Source organism: Pseudomonas oryzihabitans, assembly GCF_014522265.1.
GTDB classification, from domain to species: Bacteria; Pseudomonadota; Gammaproteobacteria; order Pseudomonadales; family Pseudomonadaceae; genus Chryseomonas; species Chryseomonas aestiva.
Genome location: NZ_CP017024.1, coordinates 2,259,042 through 2,285,885, shown reverse-complemented (window position 1 = coordinate 2,285,885; position 26,844 = coordinate 2,259,042). Strand labels below are relative to the sequence as shown.

General features: G+C 67.0%; 27 protein-coding genes and 1 pseudogene. 26 read left to right on the top strand and 2 right to left on the bottom strand.

Annotated elements, in window-relative coordinates; all coding sequences use genetic code 11:
• The first annotated feature begins 174 nt into the window (after positions 1 to 174).
• Positions 175 to 2,049, top strand: coding sequence for a 3'-5' exonuclease (locus BGI51_RS10520; RefSeq protein WP_187981082.1), 1,875 nt, complete (start codon positions 175 to 177; stop codon positions 2,047 to 2,049).
• A complete protein-coding gene (locus BGI51_RS10515; RefSeq protein WP_187981081.1) occupies positions 2,030 to 3,712 on the top strand; it encodes an ATP-dependent nuclease in 1,683 nt (560 codons plus the stop codon). The genes BGI51_RS10520 and BGI51_RS10515 overlap by 20 nt, the downstream gene beginning before the upstream one ends.
• A 21-nt stretch (positions 3,713 to 3,733) precedes the next feature.
• Here BGI51_RS10515 and BGI51_RS10510 read toward each other — a convergent pair whose 3' ends face one another.
• Positions 3,734 to 4,630: a LysR substrate-binding domain-containing protein gene (locus BGI51_RS10510; RefSeq protein ID WP_187981080.1), complete on the bottom strand. Its 897-nt coding sequence runs from the start codon at positions 4,628 to 4,630 to the stop codon at positions 3,734 to 3,736.
• Positions 4,631 to 4,737: 107 nt separating this feature from the next.
• Between BGI51_RS10510 and BGI51_RS10505 the strand changes: the two genes are divergently transcribed.
• From BGI51_RS10505 to BGI51_RS10400, 23 genes and pseudogenes are all read left to right on the top strand, one after another.
• The gene (locus tag BGI51_RS10505; protein WP_252977263.1) at positions 4,738 to 5,712 is read left to right on the top strand and encodes an MFS transporter; all 975 of its coding nucleotides are present in this window, start codon (positions 4,738 to 4,740) and stop codon (positions 5,710 to 5,712) included.
• Positions 5,685 to 6,014, top strand: coding sequence for a hypothetical protein (locus BGI51_RS23465; protein ID WP_252977262.1), 330 nt, complete (start codon positions 5,685 to 5,687; stop codon positions 6,012 to 6,014). The genes BGI51_RS10505 and BGI51_RS23465 overlap by 28 nt, the downstream gene beginning before the upstream one ends.
• A 368-nt stretch (positions 6,015 to 6,382) precedes the next feature.
• Complete coding sequence (locus BGI51_RS10500) at positions 6,383 to 7,105, top strand: beta-ketoacyl synthase chain length factor (protein WP_187981079.1); 723 nt, start codon at positions 6,383 to 6,385, stop codon at positions 7,103 to 7,105.
• On the top strand, positions 7,102 to 7,869 hold the full coding sequence (locus BGI51_RS10495; protein WP_187981078.1) for a lysophospholipid acyltransferase family protein: 768 nt from the start codon (positions 7,102 to 7,104) through the stop codon (positions 7,867 to 7,869). Before BGI51_RS10500 ends, BGI51_RS10495 begins: the two co-directional genes overlap by 4 nt.
• Positions 7,862 to 8,122, top strand: coding sequence for a phosphopantetheine-binding protein (locus tag BGI51_RS10490; RefSeq protein WP_017642722.1), 261 nt, complete (start codon positions 7,862 to 7,864; stop codon positions 8,120 to 8,122). The genes BGI51_RS10495 and BGI51_RS10490 overlap by 8 nt, the downstream gene beginning before the upstream one ends.
• Before the next feature lie 10 nt (positions 8,123 to 8,132).
• On the top strand, positions 8,133 to 8,387 hold the full coding sequence (locus tag BGI51_RS10485) for an acyl carrier protein (RefSeq protein WP_027599969.1): 255 nt from the start codon (positions 8,133 to 8,135) through the stop codon (positions 8,385 to 8,387).
• Positions 8,388 to 8,397: 10 nt separating this feature from the next.
• Positions 8,398 to 8,970: a hypothetical protein gene (locus tag BGI51_RS10480; protein ID WP_187981077.1), complete on the top strand. Its 573-nt coding sequence runs from the start codon at positions 8,398 to 8,400 to the stop codon at positions 8,968 to 8,970.
• The gene (locus BGI51_RS10475) at positions 8,967 to 10,613 is read left to right on the top strand and encodes an AMP-binding protein (RefSeq protein WP_187981076.1); all 1,647 of its coding nucleotides are present in this window, start codon (positions 8,967 to 8,969) and stop codon (positions 10,611 to 10,613) included. The genes BGI51_RS10480 and BGI51_RS10475 overlap by 4 nt, the downstream gene beginning before the upstream one ends.
• Positions 10,610 to 11,347, top strand: coding sequence for a glycosyltransferase family 2 protein (locus tag BGI51_RS10470; protein WP_187981075.1), 738 nt, complete (start codon positions 10,610 to 10,612; stop codon positions 11,345 to 11,347). The genes BGI51_RS10475 and BGI51_RS10470 overlap by 4 nt, the downstream gene beginning before the upstream one ends.
• Positions 11,344 to 12,264 carry an LpxL/LpxP family acyltransferase gene (locus BGI51_RS10465; RefSeq protein WP_187981074.1) on the top strand — a complete coding sequence of 307 codons (921 nt, stop codon included), beginning with the start codon at positions 11,344 to 11,346 and terminating at the stop codon, positions 12,262 to 12,264. The genes BGI51_RS10470 and BGI51_RS10465 overlap by 4 nt, the downstream gene beginning before the upstream one ends.
• Positions 12,254 to 13,780, top strand: a complete 1,527-nt coding sequence (locus BGI51_RS10460) for an HAL/PAL/TAL family ammonia-lyase (RefSeq protein ID WP_187981073.1) — start codon at positions 12,254 to 12,256, stop codon at positions 13,778 to 13,780. The genes BGI51_RS10465 and BGI51_RS10460 overlap by 11 nt, the downstream gene beginning before the upstream one ends.
• Positions 13,773 to 14,207 (top strand): acyl-CoA thioesterase, encoded by a 435-nt coding sequence (locus BGI51_RS10455; RefSeq protein WP_187981072.1) that lies wholly within the window; start codon positions 13,773 to 13,775, stop codon positions 14,205 to 14,207. The genes BGI51_RS10460 and BGI51_RS10455 overlap by 8 nt, the downstream gene beginning before the upstream one ends.
• The gene (locus BGI51_RS10450) at positions 14,195 to 14,779 is read left to right on the top strand and encodes an outer membrane lipoprotein carrier protein LolA (protein ID WP_187981071.1); all 585 of its coding nucleotides are present in this window, start codon (positions 14,195 to 14,197) and stop codon (positions 14,777 to 14,779) included. The genes BGI51_RS10455 and BGI51_RS10450 overlap by 13 nt, the downstream gene beginning before the upstream one ends.
• The gene (locus BGI51_RS10445; RefSeq protein ID WP_187981070.1) at positions 14,776 to 17,100 is read left to right on the top strand and encodes an MMPL family transporter; all 2,325 of its coding nucleotides are present in this window, start codon (positions 14,776 to 14,778) and stop codon (positions 17,098 to 17,100) included. Before BGI51_RS10450 ends, BGI51_RS10445 begins: the two co-directional genes overlap by 4 nt.
• Positions 17,093 to 18,340, top strand: coding sequence for an NAD(P)/FAD-dependent oxidoreductase (locus tag BGI51_RS10440; protein ID WP_187981069.1), 1,248 nt, complete (start codon positions 17,093 to 17,095; stop codon positions 18,338 to 18,340). Before BGI51_RS10445 ends, BGI51_RS10440 begins: the two co-directional genes overlap by 8 nt.
• A complete protein-coding gene (locus tag BGI51_RS10435; protein ID WP_187981068.1) occupies positions 18,337 to 18,837 on the top strand; it encodes a hypothetical protein in 501 nt (166 codons plus the stop codon). The genes BGI51_RS10440 and BGI51_RS10435 overlap by 4 nt, the downstream gene beginning before the upstream one ends.
• Positions 18,834 to 20,018, top strand: coding sequence for a beta-ketoacyl-[acyl-carrier-protein] synthase family protein (locus tag BGI51_RS10430; protein ID WP_187981067.1), 1,185 nt, complete (start codon positions 18,834 to 18,836; stop codon positions 20,016 to 20,018). The genes BGI51_RS10435 and BGI51_RS10430 overlap by 4 nt, the downstream gene beginning before the upstream one ends.
• Complete coding sequence (locus BGI51_RS10425) at positions 20,015 to 20,464, top strand: ApeP family dehydratase (protein WP_187981066.1); 450 nt, start codon at positions 20,015 to 20,017, stop codon at positions 20,462 to 20,464. The genes BGI51_RS10430 and BGI51_RS10425 overlap by 4 nt, the downstream gene beginning before the upstream one ends.
• Positions 20,461 to 21,198 (top strand): 3-oxoacyl-ACP reductase FabG, encoded by a 738-nt coding sequence (gene fabG, locus BGI51_RS10420; RefSeq protein WP_187981065.1) that lies wholly within the window; start codon positions 20,461 to 20,463, stop codon positions 21,196 to 21,198. Before BGI51_RS10425 ends, fabG begins: the two co-directional genes overlap by 4 nt.
• Positions 21,198 to 22,429, top strand: a pseudogene (locus tag BGI51_RS10415) (beta-ketoacyl-ACP synthase). The gene fabG and the pseudogene BGI51_RS10415 overlap by 1 nt, the downstream one beginning before the upstream one ends.
• Before the next feature lie 23 nt (positions 22,430 to 22,452).
• Positions 22,453 to 22,851 carry a hypothetical protein gene (locus tag BGI51_RS10410; protein WP_133862242.1) on the top strand — a complete coding sequence of 133 codons (399 nt, stop codon included), beginning with the start codon at positions 22,453 to 22,455 and terminating at the stop codon, positions 22,849 to 22,851.
• Positions 22,852 to 22,952: 101 nt separating this feature from the next.
• The gene (locus BGI51_RS10405) at positions 22,953 to 23,402 is read left to right on the top strand and encodes an excinuclease (protein ID WP_158894320.1); all 450 of its coding nucleotides are present in this window, start codon (positions 22,953 to 22,955) and stop codon (positions 23,400 to 23,402) included.
• 59 nt (positions 23,403 to 23,461) lie between these two features.
• A complete protein-coding gene (locus tag BGI51_RS10400; RefSeq protein ID WP_187981064.1) occupies positions 23,462 to 23,698 on the top strand; it encodes a hypothetical protein in 237 nt (78 codons plus the stop codon).
• Positions 23,699 to 24,508: 810 nt separating this feature from the next.
• On the opposite strand, the gene ilvA is transcribed toward BGI51_RS10400, so the two are convergent.
• On the bottom strand, positions 24,509 to 26,023 hold the full coding sequence (gene ilvA, locus BGI51_RS10395) for a threonine ammonia-lyase, biosynthetic (protein ID WP_187981063.1): 1,515 nt from the start codon (positions 26,021 to 26,023) through the stop codon (positions 24,509 to 24,511).
• 124 nt (positions 26,024 to 26,147) lie between these two features.
• Between ilvA and rpiA the strand changes: the two genes are divergently transcribed.
• Positions 26,148 to 26,822, top strand: coding sequence for a ribose-5-phosphate isomerase RpiA (gene rpiA / locus BGI51_RS10390; protein ID WP_187981062.1), 675 nt, complete (start codon positions 26,148 to 26,150; stop codon positions 26,820 to 26,822).
• Positions 26,823 to 26,844: the final 22 nt, after the last annotated feature.

Sequence of the window (26,844 nt, the reverse complement as noted above, 5' to 3'; positions counted from 1 at the left end):
GCCCAATACCGGCCACCTGCCAGCCACCATCGGTCGGCCAACTCGGCCAATCGCCCGGCAACACCCGTCTCGCGCTTTACCCGCCGCACCTGCCTGACTAACGTATGACGAAAGGATTTTTGTGCGCCAGGTCTCGCTTTACCGCACCCTGCCGCCTCTCGGAATGGATGACCGATGGCCCGCTTCTTCCCCGCTCGCAGCCAGTGCCAGTTCGATACCCCCGGTGAACGTCGCTTCGCCGAACGCCTGGAAAAACTGCTAGAAGACGACTACCTCTGCTGGAGCAACGTCCCGGTCGGCCCCAAGGCGCGCTACCCGGATTTCGTCGTACTTCATCCACGGCGCGGCATCCTGGTGCTGGAGGTCAAGGACTGGAAGCTCGCCACCCTTGAATCCGTCACCCCGGGCAAGGTGCGGCTGCATACCCAGGACGGCCTGAAGACCGTCGCCAATCCCTTGCTGCAAGCCCGCTCCTACATCCTCGAAGTCGACCTGCTACTCAAGAAAGATCCGCTGCTGCGCCAGAGCGCCGGCTCGCCCCATCCGGGCCAGCTGATCATGCCCTGGGGCTGGGGCGTGGTGCTCACCGGCATCACCCGGCGCCAATTCGAGCAGACCGACCTCGCCGACGTCCTCGATCCGCAGCGCGTGCTCTTCCAGGACGAGATGACCGAGTCCGCCGACCCGGAAGCCTTCCAGCAACGCCTCTGGGACATGTTCCCCCACGTCTTTCCCTGCGCCCTGACCCTGCCGCAGATCGACCGGGTGCGCTATCACCTCTACCCCGAGGTACGGGTCAACAGCCAGCCCGGCCAATTCGGCCTGTTCGACGCTGCCGAGGCGCCGCTGCCCAGCCTGATCAAGGTCATGGACCTGCAGCAGGAACAGCTGGCGCGCTCCCTGGGTGACGGCCACCGCGTCATCCACGGCGCCGCCGGCAGTGGCAAGACCATGATCCTCGGCTATCGCTGCGCTCACCTGGCCAAGGTCTCGGTCAAACCCATCCTGGTGCTCTGCTACAACAAGTCCCTGGCCGGGCGCCTGCGCCAGGTGATCGAGCAGAAGGGCCTGGGCGAACGGGTGGTGGTGCAGAACTTCCATGCCTGGTGCGCCGAGATACTCACCGCCTACCAGGTGGACAAGCCGGACCACCGCTTGCCGGTGGCGGCCAAGATGGAGCAGTACGTGCTGCGCACCATCGAGGGCGTCGACCGCGGCCAGATCCCCCGCGGCCAGTACAGCGCCGTGCTGATCGACGAAGGCCACGACTTCGCCCCTGAATGGTTCCAGCTGGTGGTGCAGATGGTCGACCCCAGCACCCAGTCCCTGCTGGTGCTCTATGACGACGCCCAGGCCATCTACCGCGGTAAGGGCGGCAAGAAGGCGCTGGACTTCAGCTTCGCCAGCGTCGGCATCCAGGCCCAGGGCCGCACCACCATCCTCAAGCTCAACTACCGCAACACGGTGGAGATCCTCGCTGTCGCCCGTGCCTTCGCTACCGAACTGCTGACCAGCCGTGACGCCAGCGAAGACGGCGTGCCCCTGATCGCCCCGGAAAGCGCCGGCCGCCGCGGTCCCTTCCCCGAACTCATCCAGTGCGGCAGCGACCGCGAGGAATGGGACCTGCTCATCGCCCGCATCCGCGACGAACAGGCAAACGGCCGCCTGCTCAGCGACATGGCCATCCTCTACCGCAGCACCAGCCAGGCCTACCAGGCCGAATACGAACTCAAGAAGGCTGCCATCCCCTACCGCTCCGGCGCCAGCAACAAGGGCCGCGCCCAACTCTACGACGCCGAAGACAGCGTGAAGATCGTCAGCATGCACTCCAGCAAAGGGCTGGAGTTTGGTTTGGTACTGATTCCAGGACTAGGCGAAATGCCCAAGCAGGGCGAGCCGGAAGCGGACGAGGCGCGATTGCTGTATGTGGCGATGACGCGGGCGATTGATCGGTTGGTGATGAGTTATCAAACCTCTTCACCCTTTTCCCAAAAAATTAACTTAACCATCCAGAAACGCAAATACGATCATGAAAATATCCAAGCTTAGAATAAAAAACCTAAGAACCATAACATCCGAACAGGTAATCGACTTAAGTAATGGACTTACGATCGTAGGACCTAACAACTCAGGAAAATCAAACACCCTTTTAGGCATATACTACTTCTTTACTGGCCCGGAAAATACCCATAAATACAATCACACAATAGACCTTCCATTCAATCAAGAAACAATACAAACCAGTCTAACATGCGCATTTGATTTTGATTTATCCAAAAACCTAGACAGAGAAATAGTAAATGCCGCAAGAAAAATGCAAGGCATGCTTCTTGATCACAAACAAGAGGGCATAACAAACACTTTCACAATAAATCTAGTTTTTAGAAAGTCCTCACCCGTATATCAGATATTCCCGGGAGTAAAACAAGACATCCGAAAAAGAACCGAATACCTATCATTACAAAAATTTGTAATCGACTCAATTCTGGATCACTTTAAATGCTACAGAATTCCATCTGAAAAATCCGTTGAAAAAATCTATAAAGAGTTTGTAACGCCACTAGTTAAAAAAGAAATTGCAAAAGCAATTCAGCCATATGATGCAATGATTAGAGAAAGCATCAATTCTCTTAGCATCAGCATGAATCAATCTCTGACAGAAGCAGGAATTACCGAAGCGGAAGTTACTCTAGACTATCCATCAGGCGCTTTAGAAAACCTGATATCTTCTTTAGAACTGCAAGTCGACGATGCGAACAAAAGCTCGATTTATTCAAAAGGAATGGGACTGCAGTCCACGATTCTTTTTTCGGCGCTTGAGTGGGTTACAAAGCAGCAACAGGACAATCACGTAGTGTGGCTCATAGAAGAACCTGAAACTTTTATGCATCCGGCATTGGCGCAGAAAGCCTGCATGATTCTTGAAAAACTCGGAGATGCCTCTACTCTTGTAAAGACGACCCACAGTTTGGGCTTTCTTCCTAACAACCCCTCACTAATAAGCGGCGTATTTTTTGATAGAAAAGAAAAAAGCACATCACTTAAAACCTACAAAACAATATCTCATGCAACATCTGACATTCGAAGCGCGCTAGGGGTACGATTTTCCGACTATTTCAACCTTTCGCAGATAAATATTTTTGTCGAAGGAGAAACCGATGTGGAGTATCTTCGAGCCGCAATAAAATCATACGAAAATAAACACTCAAAGAAACTTGTAATTGGAAGCAATACAAACATAATTAGCTTTGGCGGCTGCAAAAATCTATCTGGCTTCCTCAGAGCAAACTACGAGTTCATCTCAAAAGAAGTGATTGCAATCTCGCTCTTTGACGGAGACGAGGCGGGAGATAGAGCAACACAAGATCTGAGGGGATTTTTCGGATCGAAGGGTGGCTTTTATCCCGACAGAGATTACACATCCATTCCTGGAGGAAAAGAAATAGAAGGCCTTTTCCCTGATGAGTGGATATGGGCTGCCCATAGGGATCATCAAAACTGGTTTGATCCGGAAGGATTCGATTATGACGCGGCCAAAAATATAAAGAAGGTAAAAATCTTCGATCAACACAAAAAAAACTTCATGAATTTAATGTTAGATTACATGAAAAATCCTTACGAAGAATCGCACCCAGCCCCCTTTGACATCGTTATCGAAGCAGTAAATGAACTTGCTGAAAGAGGCCTAAAACGACTATTAAACGAGCCATGATTGCTAACCGCAACAACTAAACTAATTAGAACATGATTGACTTACCAACAACCCCACAAACGCCTCCGCCTGCGGCGACACCTCATCCCGGCGCCTGAGCAACCACACCGCCGAAGTCGCCTCGGGATCGTCCAGCTCCCGATACACCAGCCCTTCCATCTGGGTGCGTTGGTAGGTGGCGGGCAGCACGGTGACGCCGAGGCCGGCGGCGACCAGGCCGAGGATGATGAGGACTTCGCTGGCCTCCTGGACGATGCGCGGGGCGAAGCCGGCGCGGGCGGTGAGGGTCAGTAGTTGATCGTAGAGGCCGGTGCCGAAGCTGCGCGGGAAGTAGACGAAGGGCTCCTCGGCGAGCGCGGCCAGAGGCAGCGGGCCGCTGCCCTGCTGGGCCAGCGGATGGTCGTGTCTCAGGGCGACCACCAGGGGTTCGCGGAAGAGTTCGACCGCCACCAGGGCGTCGGGCAATTCGATGGGGCGGATCAGGCCGATCTGCAGGTTGCCGGCGAGCATGGCGTCGATCTGGTCGCGGCTGCTCATCTCCTGCAGTTGCAGGCGCACCTCCGGATAGGCGCGGCGATAGGCGAACAGGGTCTTGGGGATGGTGGCGACGAAGGGCGAAGAGGCACTGAAGCCCACCTGAAGCTGCCCGGTCTCACCGCGCCCGGCGCGACGGACCCGTTCGGCGGCGCGTTCGCTGGCCAGGAGGATCTGCCGGGCTTCATCGAGAAACAGCCGGCCAGCATCGGTCAGGGCGACGCGTCTGTTGGTGCGCTCCAGCAGGCGGGTGTCCAGCTCGGCTTCCAGGGCCTGGATCTGCTGACTGAGCGGCGGCTGGGAGATGTTGAGGCGCTGGGCCGCACGACCGAAGTGCAGTTCTTCAGCCACCGCCACGAAGTACCTCAGGTGTCGCAATTCCATACCTTCTCCATTGAGTCGCAAAACCTATCAATCGAGACGGACAATATATTGGATATATGACAGCGACCAGCCTAGGGTGATGAGGTCAGACTTGCCTTGAGGTACCTGTGAACACGTCCCGGTCGTCCGCCACGCCCCCTGCCCCGCCGCTGGAAACCCGCCCTGCCGCCAATGAGCCGCAGCACGCACCGGACGCCTTCATCGAAAAGGGGACGCCGCAATTCCTGCGCACCGCCCTGGCGCTGTTCTGCGGCGGCTTCGCCACCTTCGCCCTGCTCTATTGCGTGCAGCCGCTGATGCCGATCTTTTCCCAGGCCTTTGGCCTCACTGCTGCCGCCAGCAGTCTGTCGCTGTCCCTGGCCACCGGCCTCATGGCCTGCGGCCTGCTGGTGACCGGGCCGATCTCCGATGCCATCGGGCGCAAGTCGGTGATGGTCTATGCGCTGTTCGCCGCAGGCGGCTTCACCCTGCTCAGCGCCCTGATGCCCACCTGGGACGGCATCCTGGTGACCCGCGCCCTGGTCGGGCTGTCGCTGGCCGGGGTGGCCGCAGTGGCCATGACCTACCTGGCCGAAGAGGTGCATCCCGAACACCTGGGCTATGCCATGGGCCTCTATATCAGCGGCAATGCCCTGGGCGGGATGTCCGGCCGGGTGATCAGCGGGGTGCTTGTGGATTTCGTCTCCTGGCGCATCGCCCTCGGCGCCCTGGGGGTGCTGGCGCTGGTGGCGGCGGTGCTGTTCAAGCGCAGCCTGCCGGCTTCGAAGCGCTTTCAGCCACGGCCGCTGCGGCCACGCAGCCTGCTCGCCGGCTATGCCCTGCACTTTCGCGATGCCGGGCTGCCCTGGCTGTTCCTGGAAGCCTTCCTGCTGATGGGCGCCTTCGTTACCCTGTTCAACTACATCGCCTATCGCCTGCTGGCCGAGCCCTATCACCTGAGCCAGGCCTGGATCGGCGTGCTGTCGCTGGTCTATCTGGCGGGATCTACAGCTCGGCCAAGTTCGGCAGTCTGGCCGATCGTTTCGGCCGGCGGCAGGTATTCGCTGGCGCCATCGTGCTCAAGCTGTGCGGCCTGCTGCTGACCCTGTTCACCCCGCTGTGGCTGGTGCTGCCGGGCATGCTGCTGTTCACCTTCGGCTTCTTCGGTGCCCACTCCGTGGCCAGCAGCTGGGTGGGGCGGCGGGCGCGCCAGGCGCGTGGCCAGGCGTCGTCGCTCTATCTGTTCAGCTACTACGCCGGCTCCAGCGTGGCTGGCACCCTGGGCGGTGTCTGCTGGCACCTGGGGGGCTGGACCGGCGTCGGCCTGTTCATCGGCGCCCTGCTGCTCGCGGCCCTGGCCGTGGCGGTCCGCCTGTCCAGGTTACAGCCGTTGCCAGCGGCGTGACGCCAGGCCTCGACCGCTCCCTTGAGGTTGAAACGCCCGTGGAGCGGCCCCCTGCAGCCATGATCGCGATAACCGTCAGCGACAGCTTCACCTTTACCTTCAGCGCTCTTCCCTAAATCGCCGTTTCTACTGCCGCTCGTCGCACGGAGCGGCGTTTCGTGCCCTGAAAAGGGGCCCTCTGCCTCCCGCCACGCTAGCCTGTCCCTGGCTTGGCGGCGCGACTGTCACCTCTTCGCAAAGTTCAGACAAATGTTTGCCTAGGGTGGGAGCCGCTTGGATAATGCGCGCCGAACGCTGCAATACCCTGCTCATCAGGGATAGATGAAACGGCAAGCACGCAAGGCTCCGGGGTAGATTCGGCTGTGAACATGCACTTCCAGATTAGCGATTGGCGCGCCTGGGCGCCTGGTCTTGGCGACCAGGACGCCTGGCGGCAGTGGTGCGCCGCGCCCTGGCGTCCGGCGGACGACGGCAGCCAACCCGATGCCAGCTTCCTGCCGGCCATGCAGCGCCGCCGCCTGAGCCGGCTGGCGCGCATGACCTTCCAGGTGGCCTGGCCGCTGGCCGACGCCCATGGCGAGCCGCTGCCGCTGATCTTTGCCTCGCGTCATGGCGAGACCCCGCGCACCCTGGCCATCCTCCAGGAACTGGCTCGCGGCGAGCCGCTCTCCCCGACCCAGTTCAGCCTCTCGGTGCACAACGCCATCATCGGCCAATGGTCGATCCTGCGCGGCGACCACAGCGAGATGAATGCCCTGGCCACCGGCCGCGACGGTCTCGAACACGCCGTGCTGGAGGCCTGCACCCTGCTCGCCGAAGGCGCCAGCGGGGTGCTGGTGGTGATCGCCGAAGAGGCGCCGCCGGCGCTCTATGCACCGCAGATCGACGATGTCCCCTTTCCCTATGCCGTGGGCCTGCTGCTCACCCCTGGCAGCGGCCATGGCCTGAGCGGCGCACCGGCTCCGGCGGATGCCGCGACCAGTGCCTGGCCCCATGCCCTTGAGTTGCTGCGCCTGCTGGAAGCACCTGGCGCCCTGCACCTCGCCTATGCCGGGCGCGCCTGGCACTGGCAGGCGGAGGCCTGCGGATGAGCGACCGCCTGGACTACGGCTATCGACTGCTGGCCACGGGACTCAACTTCGTGGTGTTCGGCTGCGGCGCCCTGGTCTTTCGCCTGCTGATCCTGCCGCTCCTGCTGGTCCTGCCGGGCGATCCCCTGCGCCGCCGCCAGCGTGCGCGGCGGGCCAATGCCCGGCTGTTCCGCTTCTTCGTCGCCTTCATGGTGCTGACCCGGGTGATGAACCTGCGTATCCAGGGCCACGAGCGGCTGGGGCGTCCGGGCCAGCTGATCATCGCCAACCATCCCTCGCTGATCGACGTGGTGGTGCTCATCGGCCTGGTGCCCGACGCCAATTGCGTGGTCAAGCAGGGCCTTTGGCAGAACCCCTATCTCAAGCGGCAGATCCAGGCCGCCGGCTATATCAGCAACAACGGCAGCGCCGAGATGCTCGACGAAGCCGCCGACGCCCTGCGCGAAGGCCAGACGCTGATCATCTTTCCCGAGGGGACCCGCACCACCCCCGGCGAGCCGCCGCGCTTCCATCGTGGCGCCGCGGCCATCGCCCTGCGCGGCGCCCGCTGCATCACCCCGGTCATTATCCGCGTGGTGCCCAGCACCCTGACCAAGGCCACGCCCTGGTATCGCATCCCCTCCCGGCGCTTCGACTTCCAGCTGGAAGTGGGCGCCGACATCGACCCCACCACCTTCGCCGGGCGGCCGCTGCCGCTGGCGTCGCGTGAACTCAACGACCAGCTGCACCAGCTCTACCTGAAGGAAACCGGCAACCATGACTGATCTCAACCTTGAGCTCAAAAGCCTGATCATCGAGGCGCTCGGCCTCGAGGACGTCACCGTCGACGACATCGGCGACGACCAGATCCTGTTCGGCGACGGCCTGGGCCTGGATTCGGTGGACGCCCTGGAGCTGGGCCTGGCGATCCAGAAGCGCTACGGCATCCGCATCGACGCCGAAGCCAAGGACACCCGCACCCATTTCGCCAACGTCAACGCCCTTGCGGCCTTCGTCGCCGCCCAGCGCGCCGCCTGAGGAGATTGCCATGCAAAGCCGTGAAGCCATCTTCGAGACCCTGCGCAGCGCCCTGGTCGAACTCTTCGAACTGGAGCCCGAGCGGGTGACCCTGGAGGCCAACCTCTACGAGGACCTGGAGATCGACAGCATCGACGCCGTCGACCTGATCGACCACCTGCGCCGCCAGACCGGGCACAAGATCGCCGCCGAGCAATTCCGCCAGGTGCGCACCGTGGGTGACGTGGTCGAGGCCGTCCATCGCATCAGCCAGGCGGACGCCTGATCCGCCGCCTATGAGTGCCCTGCCTTCCCGCTCCCCCCTGGGCCTGGTCGCCAGTGCTCTGCTGCTCCTGCTCGGCCTGGCCTATCCCTTCGCCGTCTACTTCGGCCTGCAGCACCTCTCGCCGCGCCTGTTCGCCGCCGGCCTCGGCGCCCTCTGGGGCCTGCGCCTGCTGCAACCCGGCCTCAACGGCCTGCAGCGCGGCACCGCCCTGGTCGCCCTGGGCTTCTGCCTGCTGCTGGCCCTGAGCGACGCCGCCGTGCTGCTGCGCTGGTATCCGGTGCTGCTCAGCCTCTTCCTGCTGGCAGTATTCGGCCTGAGCCTGCTGCGCGGCCAGCCGCTGATCGAGCGCCTGGCGCGGCTGCGCGAGCCCGAGCTGCCACCCCGTGCGATGCGCTACACCCGCCGGGTGACCCAGGTCTGGTGCCTGTTCTTTCTGTTCAATGCGCTCACCGCCGCCGCCCTGGCGCTCTGGGCGCCGCTGGCCTGGTGGACCCTCTATACCGGCGTCATCGCCTATGGCCTGATGGGCCTGCTGTTCGCCGGTGAATGGCTGGTCCGCCAGCGCGTGCGGAGGCTGTCATGACGTTCACCCCTCTCGCCGACCTGCTGGGCGCCGCGAGCCCGCTGGATGCGGCCCTCAAGCAGCGCGCCCTGAGCCTGGCGGCGGCCTTCCAGGCCAGTGGCCTCAAGCGCCTGGCGCTGCATCTGGACGATGCCGAGGACCTGGCCTGCGCCCTGCTCGGTGCCTGGCGCGCCGGCATCGAGGTGATCCTGCCGGCCGACGTCCAGCCCGCCACCCGTGCTCGACTGATGCCTAGACTCGATGCCTGGCTCGACGATCTTGCCGGCTGGACGGCCGCCGAGCCCCTGGCGCCCGCCGCGCTCGACCTCCAGGCACCGCTGCTGACCCTGAGCACCTCGGGCTCCAGTGGCGAACCCAAACTGATCGCCAAGCAGCTGTTCCAGCTGGCCAACGAGGTCGCTGCCCTGGAGCGGCTGTGGGGTGGCTCTCTCGGCGACGCGACCTTCCTTGGCAGCGTCTCCACCCAGCACATCTATGGCCTGCTGTTTCGCGTGCTCTGGCCGCTCTGCGCCGGTCGCCCCTTCGCCCGCCAGGCGCTGCCCTTCACCGAGGAACTGCAGCGCGAGACCGCCGCCCTGCTGCGCGAAGGTCGCCGTGTGGTGTGGATCAGCAGCCCGGCGCTGCTCAAGCGCCTGGGCGAGAACCTCGACGACGCCATCCTCGCTCAGGTGGTACGGGTGTTTTCCTCTGGCGGCGTGCTGCCGGAAGCGGCGGCGACGGCCTGCCAGGTCCGTTTCGGCCAGTACCCCACCGAGGTCTATGGCAGCTCCGAGACCGGCGGCATCGCCTGGCGCCAGGGCCCGCAGCCCTGGCAGGCCTTCGCCGACCTGAAGCTGGGCCAGGACGCTGACGGCGCCCTCTGGCTGACCTCGCCCTATCTGCCCCAGGGCGTGCGCGAGCAGACCATGGACGGCGTCCGCCTGCTGGATGACGGTCGCTTCGAACTGCTCGGGCGCCTGGATCGCATCGTCAAACTGGAAGAGAAGCGCATCGCCTTGCCGGCACTGGAAGCGCGCCTGCTCGACCATCCCGCCGTCGCCGACGTCCGCCTGGGCGTGGTGCAGCAGGGTCGCGCCCTGCTCGGCGCCCTGGTCGCCCTGAGCGAACACGGCCTGCACCAGCTGCGCAATGGCGGTCGCCGCGCCCTGGTGGCCGAGTTGCGCGAACACCTGGTCGGCCATTGCGAGGCCATCGCCCTGCCACGCCGCTGGCGCCTGCTGCTGGCGCTGCCCTACAGCGCCCAGGGCAAGCTGGCCCAGGCCGAAGTAGAACGCCTGCTGGCCCAGCCACGGCCAGTGGAGATCGAACCGCTCGACGTCGAGCGGACCGCGGACGGCTGGCGGCTGGAGCTGGAAGTCGCCCCGGACCTGGCGTTCTTTTCCGGCCACTTCCCCACGGCGCCGGTGGTGCCCGGGGTGGTGCAGGTCGGCTGGGCCCAGCGCCTGGCCCGCCAGCACCTGGATCTGCCCGCGGACTTCGCCGGGATGGAGGTGCTGAAATTCCAGCAGCTGCTGCGCCCCGGTGACCGGGTGACCCTGACCTTCCACTTCGACGCCACCCGCAGCAAGCTGCACTTCGCCTTTCGCCAGGGCACCGCGGCCTGCTCTTCCGGGCGCATCCTGCTCAAGGAGGCGCAGCCATGAGCTTTCGGGCCTGCGCGGTGATCCCGGTGTTCGACCATGAGCACGCCCTGCCGCTGGTGGTCCAGGCGCTGCGCCAGCGCGCCCTGCCCTGCGTGCTGGTGGACGACGCCTCCAGCCCCGCCTGCGCCCAGGTGATGGACGAGCTGGCGACCCAGCCCGACGTCCATCTGCTGCGCCTGCCGGTCAACCAGGGCAAGGGCGGCGCGGTGATGGCCGGACTCGCCGAGGCGCAGCGGCTGGGCTTCAGCCATGCCCTGCAGGTGGACGCCGACGGCCAGCACGACCTGGCCGACGTGGCCGCCTTTCTCGCCGAGGCCCAGGCCTATCCCGAGGCGCTGATCTGCGGCTATCCGCAATTCGACGACTCGGTGCCCAGGGGTCGGCTCTATGCCCGCTACCTCACCCATGTCTGGGTGTGGATCAACAGCCTGTCCCTGGCGATCCGCGACAGCATGTGCGGCTTTCGCGTCTATCCGCTGGCGCCGACCCTGGCGGTGATCCGCGCCGGCGGCCTGGGCAAGCGCATGGATTTCGACCCGGAGATCCTGGTGCGCCTGGCCTGGCGCGAGCAGCCCATGCGCTGGCGGCCGACCCGGGTGCACTATCCGCTGGATGGCCGGTCGCACTTTCGCCTCTGGCAGGACAACGTGCTGATCTCGCGCATGCACACCCGGCTGTTCTTCGGCATGCTGCTGCGCGCGCCGCGCCTGCTCTGGCGCCGGGTGCGCGCGTGAGCGGCCACTGGGCGCAGCAGCGCGAGCGTGGCAGCCCCCTGCTGATGCGCCTCACCGCCTGGCTGGCACGGCACCTGGGCCGCCGCGCCATCGCCCCGCTGCTGCGGCTGATCGTGCTGTACTTCTTCCTGTTCGGCGCCCGCGCCCGCCGTGGCATCCGCGACTACCAGCAGCGCCTGGCCCGCTGGAGCGGTCGTCCCGACCTGCAGCCCAGCTGGCGCAGCGGCTACGCCCAGTTCATGGCCTTCGCCGAAGCCCTGCTGGACAAGCTCGATGCCTGGAACGGCCGTCTCGGCCTGGATCAGGTGCAACTGCACGATCCGGATCAGGTGCACAGCCGCATGCACGCGCCGCGCGGCGAGATCCTGGTCACCGCCCACCTGGGCAACCTCGAAGTCTGTCGCGCCCTGGCCCAGCTGGGGCGGCGGGTGCGCCTCAATGTGCTGGTGCACACCCGCCATGCCGAAGCCTTCAATCGCCTGCTGGAGGAAGCCGGCGCCAGTGATCTGCGGCTGATCCAGGTCAGCGAGCTGGACCCGGCGGTGATGCTGCAGCTCAGCGAGCGCCTGGAGCGCGGCGAATGGCTGGCCATCGCCGGTGACCGGGTGCCGCTGCACGGCGGCCGGACCGTCGAGGTGGATTTCCTCGGCGCCCCGGCGCCCTTCCCCCAGGGCCCCTGGCTGCTGGCGCACCTGCTGCGCTGCCCGACCAACCTGCTGTTCTGCCTGCGCGAAGCCGACGGCTACCACCTCTACCTGGAAGACTTCGCCCCGGCCCCGGCCTGGCGTCGCCAGGAGCGCGCCGCCGGCATCCAGGGCCTGGCCCAGGCCTATGCCGAGCGCCTTGCCGCCCATTGCCTCAAGGCGCCGCGGCAGTGGTTCAACTTCTACCCCTTCTGGAGTCGCGATGAACGCTAGTGTTCGCTTTGGTAGCCAAGCCCTCGCCATCGAAGACCTGGTCGCCCTGGCCGAGGGCCGGGCCCAGGCCGAATTGCAGGACGACGCCGCCTTTCGCGACGGCATCGCCCGCGGTGCCCGCTTCGTCGAGTCGCTGCTGGCCCGCGAGGGCTCGGTCTACGGCATCACCACCGGCTATGGCGACTCCTGCGTGGTCGCCGTGCCCCTGGCCCAGGTCGAGGCGCTGCCGCGTCAGCTCTATACCTTCCACGGCTGCGGCCTGGGTCGCCATCTGGATGCGGCGGCGACCCGCGCGGTACTGGCAGCGCGGCTGCAGTCGCTGTGCCAGGGCGTCTCCGGGGTGCGCGTCGAGTTGCTCGAACGCCTCACCGCCTTCCTGCGCGAAGACATCCTGCCGCTGATCCCCGAAGAGGGTTCGGTGGGCGCCAGCGGCGATCTCACCCCGCTGTCCTATGTGGCCGCCGCCCTCTGCGGCGAGCGCCAGGTGCTCTGGCGCAATGAGCTACGGGAAGCGGCGGACGTCCATGCCGAGCTGGGCTGGACGCCGCTGGTGCTCAGACCCAAGGAAGCCCTGGCGCTGATGAACGGCACCGCGGTGATGACCGGCCTGGCCTGCCTGGCCTTCTCCCGCGCCGAGTACCTGCTGCGCCTGGCAACCCGCATCACCGCGCTCAATGTGGTGGCCCTGGCCGGCAACCCCGAGCACTTCGACCAGCGCCTGTTCGCCGCCAAGCCCCATCCGGGCCAGGGCCAGGTGGCCGCCTGGCTGCGCGCGGATCTGGCCGCAGAGGGTCCGGCCGCGCCCCTGCACCGCCTGCAGGACAGATATTCGCTGCGCTGCGCGCCCCATGTGCTGGGGGTACTGGCCGACAGCCTGCCCTGGCTGCGCCAGTTCATCGAGACCGAACTCAACAGCGCCAACGACAATCCGCTGATCGACGCCGAAGACGAGCGGGTGCTGCACGGCGGCCACTTCTATGGCGGCCATATCGCCTGCGCCATGGACAGTCTCAAGACCCTGGTGGCCAACGTCGCCGACCTGCTCGACCGCCAGCTCGCTCTCTTGGTGGATGCGCGCTATAACCACGGCCTGCCGGGCAATCTCTCCGGCGCCCCGGCCGCGCGGGCCATGCTCAACCATGGTTTCAAGGCGGTGCAGATCGGCGCCAGCGCCTGGACCGCCGAGGCGCTCAAGGGCACCCTGCCGGCCAGCGTCTTCTCCCGTTCCACCGAATGCCACAACCAGGACAAGGTCAGCATGGGCACCATCGCCGCCCGCGATGCCCTGCGCGTGCTGGAGCTCACCGAGCAGGTGGCCGCCGCCACCCTGCTGGCCGCCCAGCAGGGCGTCTGGCTCAGGTGCGAGCAGGGCGGGCAACCGCCCGCACCCCTGGCCGCCATGCACCGCGCGCTGGGCGAGACCTTCCCGCCGCTGATCGAAGACCGTGCCCTGGAAGCCGAATTGCGCCAGACCCTGACCCTGATTCGCGCCCGCCACTGGAGGCTCTATGCGTAAGACCGGTGCCCTGCAGGTCGAGGTGGAGATGCAGATCCCCTTCTTCGACGTCGACATGATGGAAATCGCCTGGCACGGCCATTATGTGAAGTACCTGGAGGTGGCGCGCTGCGCGCTGCTCGACCGCCTTGACCATAACTACCTGCAGATGCGCGACTCCGGCTATGGCTGGCCGGTGATCGACCTGCAGATCCGCTACATCCGCCCCCTGCTGTTTCAGCAGCGCGTGCGGGTAAAGGCCGATCTGGTGGAGTGGGAGAACCGCCTCAAGCTTAACTACCTGATCAGCGATGCCGCCACCGGCGAGCGCCTGACCCGCGCCAGCACCGTGCAGGTCGCCGTGGACCTGGCCAGCCGCGAGATGCAGCTGGCCTCGCCCAGGGTCTTCATCGACGCCGTGGAGAGGGCCCTGGCATGCGCACGCTGATCGCTCTGCTATTCATCCTGGCCGCGCCCCTGGCCCAGGCCTTCGATCTCGACGACCTGGCCGCCCAGCTGGCGCGCCCCGCGGCGGTCGCGGGCAGCTTCGTCCAGCAGCGCTATCTGCGCGCCCTGCCGCAGCCGCTGACCAGCAGCGGTCACTTCACCCTGGCCCGCGGCCTGGGCCTGCTCTGGCGGCTGGAAAAGCCGCTGGCGCAGACCTATCGCATCACCCCCGGGGCCATCGCCAAGCAGACGCCGACGGGCTGGACGCCCCTGCCCGGCAGCGACCTGGCCGCGCGCCAGAGCGCACTGTTCCTGGCCGTGCTCGGCGGTGATCGCAGCGGCCTGGAACGCGGCTTCGAGCTGGCCCTGACCGGCGACGCCAACCACTGGCAGCTGCGCCTGACGCCGCGCGGCGCCCTGCTCAAGCAGGTGTTCGACGGCATCCTCATCCAGGGCGGCGCCCTGGTCGAACAGGTGGAGATCCGCGAGACCCAGGGCGACCGCAGCCTGCTCAAGCTGGACGGCCAGCCTGGCGACACCCTGAGCGCCGAGCAGCGCGCGGTCTTCCAGTGACCCGGCTGCAGCGCCCCTTCCTGCTGTTCCTGCTCGCCCTGCTGGCGCTCAGCGCCTGGCAGTGGCGGCAGGGTCCGCCGGTGGCCGCCGACCTGCTGGCGCTGCTGCCCCAGGGCGCCGGTGATGCCCTCACCCTGCAGGCCGAGGCGCGCATGACCGAGCCGCTCAATCGCGAGGTCCTGCTGCTGGTCGGCCATCCCCAGCGCGAGCGACTGCCGGCCCTGACCGAGCGCCTGGGCCAGGCCTGGTCGCGAGAGCCGCTGTTCGAGAAGGTGCAGTGGCAACTCACGCCGGACCTGCCCGGTCTGCGCCAGCAACTCCTGGCCAGCCGCCTGGCGTTGGCACCAGGGCCGGCGCGCGACGAGTTGCTCAAGACGCCCAACAGCTATCTACAGGCCCGCGCCGCGGCCCTCTTTGATCCCTTCGCCGGCGCCGGCGCCCTGCCCCTGGAGCAGGACTGGTTCGGCCTCGGCCTGCTGCTGCAGCGCCAGCTCACCCCGGCGAGCAAGGTGCAATTCGACGCCGGCAGCGGCCTGCTGCTGACCCAGGGCGACGACCTGACCTGGGCCCTGATCCGCGCACGTACCCGCGCCGATGCCTTCGACTTCGATGCCCCGCCCCGGGTGGAAGCCCTGATCGAGGCCGCCCGCCGTGAGGTGGTCGCGGAGGGCGGTCAGCTACTCGCCGCCAGCGGCCTGAGATACGCCGCCGCCGGCCAGGCCACCGCCAGTCGCGAGATGTCGCTGATCGGCGGCCTGGCCACCCTTGGCACCCTGGCCCTGCTGCTGGGGCTGTTCCGCCGCTGGCGGGTACTGCTCAGCCTGCTGGCGGTGGGCGTGGCGCTCCTGGCCGGCAGCGCCGCCTGCGTGCTGCTGTTCGGCCAGATCAACGCCCTCACCCTGATCCTCGGTGCCAGCCTGACCGGGGTGGCCGCCGACTATCCGCTGCACTACCTGAGCAAGAGCTGGAAGGGCGGCCCCTGGAATGCCACGGCCATCCTGCGCGAGACGCTGCCGGGATTGTCCCTGAGCCTGGCGACCAATCTGCTGGGCTACCTGGCGCTGGCCTGCACGCCCTTTCCGGCGCTGACCCAGGTGGCGGCGTTTTCCGCCGCCGGCCTGATCGGCGCCTACCTCACCACCGTCTGCCTCTTGCCGGCCTGGTGGCAGCGTCTGGACCTGGCACCGCCCGCCGCGCCGCTGCGGCTGATGCAGCGCCTGCTCGACCTGCGGCTGCGCCTGCTGGCGCGTACCGGCAGCCTGCCGCTGCTGCTGGCGCTGCTGGCCTTTTGCGGCGCGGGCGTCTGGCAACTGCACCTGCAGAACGATCTGCGCCTCTGGCTTGGCCAAGACCCGGCCCTGACCCGCGAAGCCCAGGCCATCGCCCGCCTTACCGGGCTGCAACCCACCAGCCAGTTCTTCCTGGTGCGCGGGGCGGATGCCGATGAGGTGCTGCGCCGCCAGGCCGCCCTGGGGCAGCGCCTGGATAGCCTGGTCAGTCAGGGTCAGCTGCAGGGCTATCGCGCCCTCAGTGGTCTGGTCGCCCCTGCCGCAGCCCAGGCCGAATTGCGCCAGGCCCTGGCCGGTTGGGGCGAGCGCCTGCAACCCCTGCTGGCGGTAGGCATACCGGCCGAGGCGCTGGACGCCGAACTCAAGCTATTGCAGCAGCTACCCGACCTGAGTCTCGACCAGGCCCTGGCCGGCCCGCTGGGCGAGCCCTGGCGACCGCTCTGGCTGGGCCGCACGGCCGACGGCAACGCAGCCGGCCTGGTCAGCCTGCAAGGGCTGGGCAACGCCCAGGTGCTGCAGACGGTGGCCGAGGGTTTGCCCGGGGTGCAGCTGGTGGATCGCCTCGGCGAATTGCGCGGACTGTTCCTTCATACCCAGCGCCTGGCGGTGGAACTCAAGCTGCTGGCCTCGGGGGCCATCTTCCTCCTACTGCTCTGGGCCTTCGGTCGCCGCGCGGCGCTACGCATCGTCTGCCTGCCGCTCCTGGCGGCCCTCGCGGCCCTGGCCTGCCTGGGCTGGCTGGGCCAGCCGCTGACCCTGTTCAGCCTCTTCGCCCTGCTGCTCATCACCGCCATCGGCGTGGACTACGCCATCCTCATGCACGAGGCCATCGGCGGCGCGGCGGTCAGTCTGCTCGGCGGCCTGCTGTCCGGCGTCGGCAGCTGGCTGTCGTTCGGTCTGCTGATGCTCAGCAGCACCCCGGCCATCGCCAACTTCGGCCTGGCCATCAGCCTGGGGCTGGTATTCAGCTTCCTGCTGGCGCCTTGGGCTTCGCCCCCCGTCTCCCACGAAAAGGACCTTCGTCATGGTTGAACATCACCCCCTGGTCGTCATCGGTGCCGGCCCGGCCGGCGCCGTGGTCGCCGCCCTGCTCAAGCGTCGCGGCCATCCGGTGCTGGTGCTGGAAGCCCAGCACTTTCCGCGCTTTTCCATCGGCGAGAGCCTGCTCTCCCACAGCCTGGACTTCGTCGAGGAAGCCGGGATGCTGCCGGCGGTCGAGGCCGCCGGTTTCCAGACCAAGGTCGGCGCCGCCTTCGCCTGGGGCGAGCGCTACACCGACTTCGACTTTCGCGACACTTATAGCGGTGGCCGCAGCACCTTCCAGGTCCAGCGCGGCCCCTTCGACAAGATCCTCGCCGATGACGCCGCGCGCCAGGGCGTGGCGATCCGCTACGGCCAGCGGGTGACCGCCGTGACCCTGGGCGAAGGCGGTGAAAGGACCCGGATCGAGGTGCTGGGCGACGACGGCCAGGCCTATGCGCTGACCACCGACTTCCTGCTCGACGCTAGCGGCTACGGGCGGGTGCTGCCACGCCTGCTGGACCTGGAAGCCCCTTCGGACTTCCCGGTGCGTCGCGCCCTCTTCACCCATGTCGAGGATCGCATCGACGATCCCGGCTTCGACCGCGAACGCATCCTCATCACCACCCATCCGACCCTGCGCGACATCTGGTTCTGGACCATTCCGTTCAGCGATGGCCGCACCTCGCTCGGGGTGGTGGCCGCCGCCGAGCGCTATGCCGGACGCGCCCCCGATCTCGCCACCTGTCTGCGCGACTGGGTGGCCGAGACCCCGAGCCTGGCCCGGGTGCTGCACAATGCGGTCTGGGATACCCCGGTGCGCGAACTGGGCGGCTATGCGGCCAACGTCAAGCGCCTGCACGGCCCTGGCTTCGCCCTGCTGGGCAACGCCGCCGAATTCCTCGATCCGGTGTTTTCCTCGGGCGTCACCATCGCCCTGCGCTCGGCCAGCCTGGCTGCGCCCCTGGTGGATCGCCAGCTGCGTGGCGAGGCGGTGGACTGGGAGGGCGAATTCGCCCGACCGCTCAAGGCGGGCGTCGATACGTTCCGTGCCTATGTGGAGGGCTGGTACGATGGCAGCTTCCAGGACGTCATCTATTTCGAGAACGCCGATCCCGAGATCCGCCGCATGATCTGCGCCATTCTCGCCGGCTACGCCTGGGACCTTCGCAACCCCTTCGTCAAGGAGCCCAAGCGGCGCCTGCGCCTGCTTGTCGAGCTCTGCCAGCTGAATTCGGCCCATCCTGCATGACCCTGCCCCGTCCGTTCGTCTTCGCGCTGGCCTGCCTGCTGCTGCTCGCCGCCTGCGCCAGCCAGCCGCCACTGCCCAGCAATCCGCCCCCGCTGGCGCGCGCCCTCGTCTACCAGGTGGAGCGTCAGACCGCCGAGGGCAATGACGCCCTGCTGCTGGCCATCCAGCCGGAAGGTCAGGCCCTGCGCTTTTCGCTGTTCGATCCCCTGGGCGTGCCCCAGGCGCGCCAGCGGCTGCTCGACGGCGCCTGGCACGCCGACGGCCTGCTGCCGCCCAATCCCCGGGCGCGCACCTTCTTCAGCGTGCTGCTGTTCGCCCTGACCCCGATCGACCAGTTGCCGCGGGCCTATGCCGCGGGCGACTGGCACAGGGACGCCGACGGCAGTCGCCGCCTCAAGGACTGGCAGGTGCGCTACCCTGCTACCGAGCGCCTGGAGCTGGAGGCGCCGGACGGGTCGCGCTATCGCCTGACCTTGCTGCCGGAGTCCGCGCCTTGAGCGCCTACCTGAACGCCCTGGGGCTGCTCTGCGCCCTGGGCCAGGGCAAGGCCGAGGTGGCGCGCGGTCTGTTCGCCGGCGACACGGCGGGCATGCAGCCCACCCCGGGCTGGATTCCCGCGCGCCAGCCACCGGTGGGCACCGTCAGCGCCCCGCTGCCGGCCTGGCCAGCGGCCTGGACGCCCTATTTCAGTCGCAACAACCAGCTCCTGCTGGCGGCCCTGGCCGAGATCGAGCCCCAGGTGCGCCAGTCCATCGAGCGCCATGGCCCCGCCCGCATCGGCGTGGTGCTGGGCACCAGCACCTCGGGCATTCACGAGGCCAGCCAGGGCATCGCCGTGCACCAGCGCAGCGGCCAGCTGCCCGAGGGCTATCAGTACGCCCAGCAGGAACTGGTGGCGCCGGCGGATTTCCTTGCCCGCTACCTGGGCCTGAGCGGCCCCTGCTACGGCCTGTCCACCGCCTGCACCAGCAGCGCCCGTGCCCTGCTCAGCGCCCGTCGGCTGCTGGTCCAGGGCCATTGCGATGCCGTGCTCTGCGGCGGCGTCGACAGCCTCTGCGGCCTGACCCTGAACGGCTTCGCCGCCCTCGAAGCGGTCAGCGAGTCGCTGTGCAATCCCTTCTCGGTCAATCGCTGCGGCATCAACATCGGCGAGGGCGCGGCGCTGTTCCTGCTGACCCGCGAGCCCGGCCCCATCGCCCTGCTCGGCGGCGGCGCCAGCTCCGATGCCCACCATATCTCCGCCCCCGATCCCAGCGGCCGCGGCGCCGTCCAGGCCATGCAGGCGGCCCTGCGCGCCAGCGGTCTGCAGCCGGGCGACATCGGTTATCTCAACCTGCACGGCACCGCCACGCCACACAACGACGCCATGGAAAGCCACGCCACCCATGAGGTATTCCCGGCCGGGGTGCCCTGCTCCTCGACCAAACCGCTGACCGGCCATACCCTCGGCGCCGCCGGCGCCCTGGAAGCCGCCTTCGCCTGGCTGACCCTGGACCCGCACCTCAACCCCGCCGGCCAGCTGCCGCCGCAGCGCTGGGACGGCCAGGCCGATCCGGCCCTGCCACGCCTGGCGCTGGCCCACGCCGACAGTCGCCTGGACGGTCGTCGCCATGCCATGAGCAACAGCTTCGCCTTTGGCGGCAGCAACGTCAGCCTCATCCTCGGAGCCACGCCATGATCCCCTGGCCCCTTGCCGAGCTGGTGCCCCACGCCGGCGACATGCTGCTGATCGACGAGATCCTCGCCTGCGACGAGGGCGGCATCGAGACCCGCCTGGTGGTCAGGCCTGGTCTCTTCACCGATGCCGCGGGCGCCCTGCCGGCCTGGATCGGCGTGGAGCTGATGGCCCAGAGCGTGGCCGCCTTCGCCGGCTGCCAGGCGCGCCGTCGTGGCGAGGCCCCGGCCCTGGGTTTCCTGCTCGGCACCCGCCAGTTCGCCTGCGACGTGCCGGCCTTTCCCGCCGGTGGCGAATTGCGCATCCGCGCCCAGCCGGCGCTGGAAAACGACGATGGCATGGCCATCTTCGACTGCCACCTGCAGGGCCCTGGCTGCCAGGCCAGCGCCCGACTGAACGTCTATCGTCCGCCCCGGGCGGATCTGTACCTAGAGGAGCCCGCGCCATGAGCGTCGCCCCCGCCCCGGTCCTGGTGACCGGTTCCAGCCGCGGCCTGGGCCGCGCCATCGCCCTGCGCCTGGCCGCCGCCGGGCACGACCTGGTGCTGCACTGCCGCAGCCGCCGCGAGGAAGCCGACGCGGTACGCGCCGAGGTCGAGGCCCTGGGCGGCACGGCCCGGGTGCTGCAATTCGACGTCGGCGACCGCGCCGCCTGCGCCGCCATCCTGGAGGCCGACACCGAGGCCCACGGCGGCTACTACGGGGTGGTCTGCAACGCCGGCCTGACCCGCGACGGCGCCTTTCCGGCGCTGACCGGGGAAGACTGGGACGTGGTCCTGCGCACCAATCTCGACGGTTTCTACAATGTCCTGCACCCGGTGGTCATGCCGATGATCCGCCGCCGCGCGCCAGGGCGCATCGTCTGCATCACCTCGGTCTCCGGACTGATCGGCAATCGCGGCCAGGTCAACTACAGCGCCTCCAAGGCGGGGCTGATCGGTGCCGCCAAGGCCCTGGCCGTGGAGCTGGCCAAGCGCAGGATCACCGTCAACTGCGTGGCCCCGGGGCTGATCGACACCGAGATTCTCGATGAGCACGTACCGGTGGACAAGATCCTCGAAATGATTCCCGCCGGGCGCATGGGCACCCCCGAGGAGGTGGCCCACGCCGTGGCCTTCCTGCTCGCCCCCGAAGCCGGCTACATCACCCGCCAGGTGCTGGCGGTCAACGGAGGACTGTGCTGATGAACGGCCGCCGCGTCGTGATCACCGGGATGGCCGGCGTCACCGCCCTGGGCAGTGACTGGCCGACCATCCGCGACCATTTTCTCGCCGGCCACAGCGGCATCCGCCGCATGGACACCTGGGATCGCTACACCGAGATGAACACCCGCCTGGGTGGACCCATCGTCGACTTCCAGGTGCCCGGCCACTGGACGCGCAAGCAACTGCGCAGCATGGGCCGCGTCTCCCAGCTGGCGGTGGCCGCCGGCGAGCGCGCCCTGGCCGATGCCGGGCTGCTGGACGACGCCCGCATCACCGACGGCCGCATGGGCGTGGCCTGCGGTTCCTCCACCGGCAGCACCGACGACATCAAGGCGCTGGCCAACATGCTGCTCAGCGACGCCGCGGTGGGCCTCAATGCCAACACCTATGTGCGCATGATGCCGCACACGGCGGCCGCCAACCTGAGTCTGTTCTTTGGCCTCAAGGGCCGGCTGATCCCCACCTCCAGCGCCTGCACCAGCGGCAGCCAGGGCATCGGCTACGCCTACGAGGCCATCAAGTTCGGCCGTCTGCCGCTGATGCTGGCGGGCGGCGCCGAAGAACTCTGCCCCAGCGAGGCCATGGTCTTCGACACCCTCTATGCCACCAGCCTGCGCAACGACGCCCCCCACACCTCGCCGCGTCCCTACGACCGCGGACGCGACGGCCTGGTGATCGGCGAAGGCGCCGGCATCCTGGTGCTGGAAGAGCTGGAGCACGCCCTGGCGCGCGGCGCGCACATCCACGCCGAGATCGTCGGCTTCGGCAGCAACGCCGACGGCCAGCATTCCACCCGCCCGAGCAGGCCACCATGCAGCGCGCCATGGAGCTGGCCCTGGAAGACGCCGGGCTGAGGCCGGAGGCCATCGGCTACGTCAACGGTCACGGCACCGCCACCGAACAGGGCGACATCGCCGAGACCCGCGCCACCCAGGCGCTGTTCGGCGCCCGCATGCCCATCAGCTCGCAGAAGAGCTACCTGGGCCATACCCTGGGTGCCTGTGGCGCCCTGGAATCCTGGTTCAGCATCGCCATGATGAACGAGGAGCTGTTCGTGCCCACGCTCAACCTCGATGACCTGGACCCCCAGTGCGGCGAGCTGGACTATCTGCGTGACGGACCGCGGACCCTGCGTACCGATCACGTGATGAACAACAATTTCGCCTTTGGCGGGGTCAACACCTCGCTGATCTTCCGTCGCTGGTCCTGATGGCCATAGCCCGAGGTACTCCCATGTTGCGTCGCCTGCTGCTCGTCTCCGCGCTGCTGTTCCTGGCGGCCTGCACCCGCGCGCCCCTGGTGACGCCCCAGGAGGTCTTTCCCGCCGACCGCACGGAGAACGCCGCCGATGTCCGCCGCGCCATCGTCGACACCCTCGAACGCCGTGGCTGGAGCGTCGGCCAGGAGAGCCCCGGCCTGGTGGTCGCCAGCATCGTGGTGCGCGATCGCCACCAGGCCTGGGTCGATATCCCCTACAGCACCAAGGGCTACCAGATCCGCTACCGCGACAGCGCCGGCCTCGACTACGACGGCGAACGCATCCATCGCAACTACAACAAATGGGTCCAGCTGCTCGACGCCGACATCCGCCGGCAATTGCAGCTGCCCGCCCCCGCAGCCGACGCGGAATGACCGCCCGTGGCCTGCGCGATAGCGCAGAACGCCGCTCTCCAGGCTGACGGCGCGGACGTTCTGGGTTAAACAGTCATCCCCACCACCACAAGGAAGTCGCCATGCGTACCCTAGCCTCCACCCTCGCCCTTACCCTGAGCCTCGCCACCCTGCTGCCCAGCGCCGCCCAGGCCCGCGACACCACCCTGCAACTGCCCTTCGCCGAAGTCGTCCAGGAAGCCCTGGCCGCCAAGCGTCTGGATGGCAGCGTGAAGTTCTACCTGGCCGGCAACCCGGTGCCGGGCAAGGCCACGGTGGTCAACTCCAGCATCACCACCAACCAGAAGACCAACGCCTTCAACAAGACCGACGAGGTCGCCTGCCGCTGGGTGCTGCAATCGGCGCTGATCCGCCTGCAGGAGGCGGCCAAGGCCGCCGGTGCCAATGCGGTCACCGACATCACCAGCTACTACAAGAAGAACGAGTGGAGCGATCCCACCCGCTACGAGTGCCACGCCGGCGCCCTCATGGCCGGTGTCGCCCTCAAGGGCAAGCTGGTCATCCTCAAGTAGCTCGGAACGGCGGTGCGGCCGGGTGGGTCTTTCTAGAGACCTACCTAGAGGCCGCCGCCATGCCCACGTTTCGCGTCCACTACCGCAAGGACGGCGAGTCCCGCCAGCTCGAGCTCGAGCATCCGCAGGCCAGTCTCGCCCCGCACGAAGCCGCCCTGGCGGTGCTGGAACAGCTGCGCGCCGACGCCGAGAACAGCCTGGCGCTGCCGCCCGCCGATGCCCCCGCCGCGGCCATCCTGCGCCAGGCGGAGGTGCATGGACTGACGGATATCCAAGTGGAGCCGCTGGCTTCGTAGGTTGGTGTCGAGCGTCTGGCGCGTGGTCATCCTCACCCAACCCTCTCCCGCAGGGAGAAGGGGCGGTTGGGCTCCGCAGCGCGTAGCGCGGAAAACCGCGCAGCGTTTTCCACTTTTTGCGCCAAATACCAATCGCGGCCATGGGCCGCTCCTACAGGCTTGACCGTAGGAGCGGCCCATGGCCGCGATCAATTGCGCTTACCCGTAGCGTGGAAAACGGCGCAGCCTTTTCCACAGACGAGCTGCGGTGCCAACGGTGGATAAGGCTGCGCCGTTATCCACCCTACCCGTAGCTTGGCGCTGGGCGCCGCAAAGTCCAGCAGGTGGCACCTTCCGGTATGGGGCTACCCTCACCCCAGCCCTCTCCCCGAGGGAGAGGGGCGGTCTGGTCCAGCGTGGGCTTGTGGGCGCATCGCGACCATGGCAGTTCGCCGCTGCGGCCGCTCCTACAACAGCGTCATTCCCTGTAGGAGCGGCCCATGGCCGCGATCATCACCGTAGCGTGGAAAACGGCGCAGCCTTTTCCACTGAGGGGCTCCGGTGCCAATAGCGGACAAGGCATCCTACCCGTAGGTTGGCGCTGAGCACAGCTAAGCCCAACGGGCAGGAGCCGCGGTGTCTGGCCGCCCTCACCCCAGCCCTCTCCCGGAGGGAGAGGGGCGGTTGAACTCTGTAGCGTGGAAAACGGCGCAGCCTTTTCCACTGACGGGCTCCGGTACCAAGGGTGGATAAGGCTACGCCGTTATCCACGCTACCCGTATGCCCCTGTAGGTTGGCGCTGAGCCTGGCGAAGCCCAACACCACCAGACCTCAACCCAGGAACAACCGGTACGCCGGATTCTCGGTTTCGTCCCAGTAGCGATAGCCGATGGCATCCAGCGTCGCCAGCAGCTCCGGCCGTTCGGCCTGGCTGGCTTCCAGCCCGGCGAACACCCGGCCGTCCGCCGCGCCGTGGTTGCGGTAGTGGAACATGCTGATGTTCCAGCGTCCGCCCAGCTTTTCGAGGAAGTCGAACAGTGCGCCCGGTCGCTCGGGGAATTCGAAACGGAACACCTGCTCCTGGCCCACCCGCGCGGCATGACCGCCCACGATATGGCGGATATGCAGCTTGGCCAGTTCGTTGTCGGTCAGGTCCAGCACCGGAAAACCCTGGTCGCGCAGCCCCTGCAGCAGGTCCTCGCGCGGATCACGCTGGGGATGGGTCTGGACGCCAACGAAGATATGGGCCTCTTCGCCGGTGTGGTAGCGGTAGTTGAATTCGGTGATCTGCCGCCGGCCCAGGGCTTCGCAGAAGGTCCGGAAGCTCCCTGGCCGCTCGGGAATGGTCACGGCGATGATGGCTTCGCGCTGCTCGCCCAGTTCGGCGCGTTCGGCCACATGGCGCAAGCGGTCGAAGTTGATGTTGGCACCGGAATCGATGGCCACCAGCACCTGGCCGCCGGAGCCCGCGCGCTCGGCGTACTTCTTGATCCCGGCCACGCCCAGGGCGCCCGAGGGCTCGGTGATGGAGCGGGTGTCGTCGTAGATGTCCTTGATCGCCGCGCAGATCTCGTCCGAGCTGACGGTAATGACTTCATCGACATAACGCCGGCAGATCTCGAAGGTATGGTGGCCGATCTGGGCCACGGCCACGCCATCGGCGAACAGTCCTACCCGCGGCAAGACCACTCGCTCACCCGCCGCCATGGCCTGCTGCAGGCAGTTGGAGTCGTCCGGTTCGACGCCGATGACCCTGATCTCGGGCCGCAGGTATTTCACATAGGCGGCGATGCCGGCGATCAGACCGCCTCCGCCCACGGGGACGAAGATGGCATCGAGCCGACCGGGATGCTGGCGCAGGATCTCCATGGCCACGGTGCCCTGGCCGGCGATGACGTCCGGATCGTCATAGGGCGGCACGAAGGTGTAGCCCTGCTCCTCGACCAGGCGCAGCGCCTCGGCCAGGGCCTCGGGAAAGGCGTCGCCGTGCAGCACCACTTCGCCACCGCGCGATTGCACGCCGATGACCTTGAGCTCCGGCGTGGTGCGCGGCATGACGATGATCGCCCGCACGCCCAGCTCGCGGGCCGCCAGGGACAGGCCCTGGGCGTGGTTGCCGGCGCTGGCGGTGATCACCCCGCGGGCCTTCTCGCTGGCCGAGAGGCTGGCCAGCTTGGTGTAGGCGCCGCGGATCTTGAAGGAAAACACCGGCTGCAGGTCTTCGCGCTTGAGCAGCACCTGGCAGCCCAGCCGCTCGGACAGCGCCCGCGCCGGCTGCAGGGGCGTTTCGATCGCCACGTCGTAGACGGGGGCGAGCAGGGTCTTCTTCACGTACTGTTCGAGCATCGGCGGGACGATCCGGTAGGTGCGGCGGGGGCGAAAAGTCTACTACGGGCACCCCCGGGTGGGTTAGCCAGGCCGTCCGAGCGGCTATAATCGGCGACCCTCCACCCGTTTCGCGGATACCCCCATGAATCAGGACCAGCTCAAGCAGGCCGTCGCCCAGGCCGCGGTCGACCTCATCCTTCCCCAACTCTCCCGCGACAGCGTGATCGGCGTGGGCACCGGCTCGACCGCCAACTTCTTCATCGACCTGCTGGCCAAGCACAAGCTGGAATTCGACGGCGCCGTGGCCAGCTCCCAGGCCACCGCCGACCGGCTGAAGAGCCATGGCATCACCGTCTATGACCTCAACGGTGTCAACCACCTGGAATTCTACGTGGACGGTGCCGACGAAGCCGACGGCCACCTCAACCTGATTAAGGGCGGCGGCGCGGCCCTGACCCGCGAGAAGATCGTCGCCGCCGTGGCGCGCACCTTCATCTGCATCGCCGACGCCAGCAAGCGCGTCGAGGTGCTCGGCGAATTCCCGCTGCCGGTCGAGGTTATCCCCATGGCCCGCAGCTATGTGGCCCGCGAACTGGTCAAGCTGGGCGGCGACCCGGAATACCGCGACGGCGTGGTGACCGACAACGGCAACGTCATCCTCGACGTGCACAATATGCACATCGTCGATCCAGTGGGCCTGGAAGCCAAGATCAACAACATCGTCGGCGTGGTCGCCAACGGACTCTTCGCCGCCCGCCCGGCGGACGTGCTGCTGCTGGGCACCGCCCAGGGCGTGGAGCGCCTGGAGCGCAGCTAAGCCACCCGTAGCGTGGAAAATC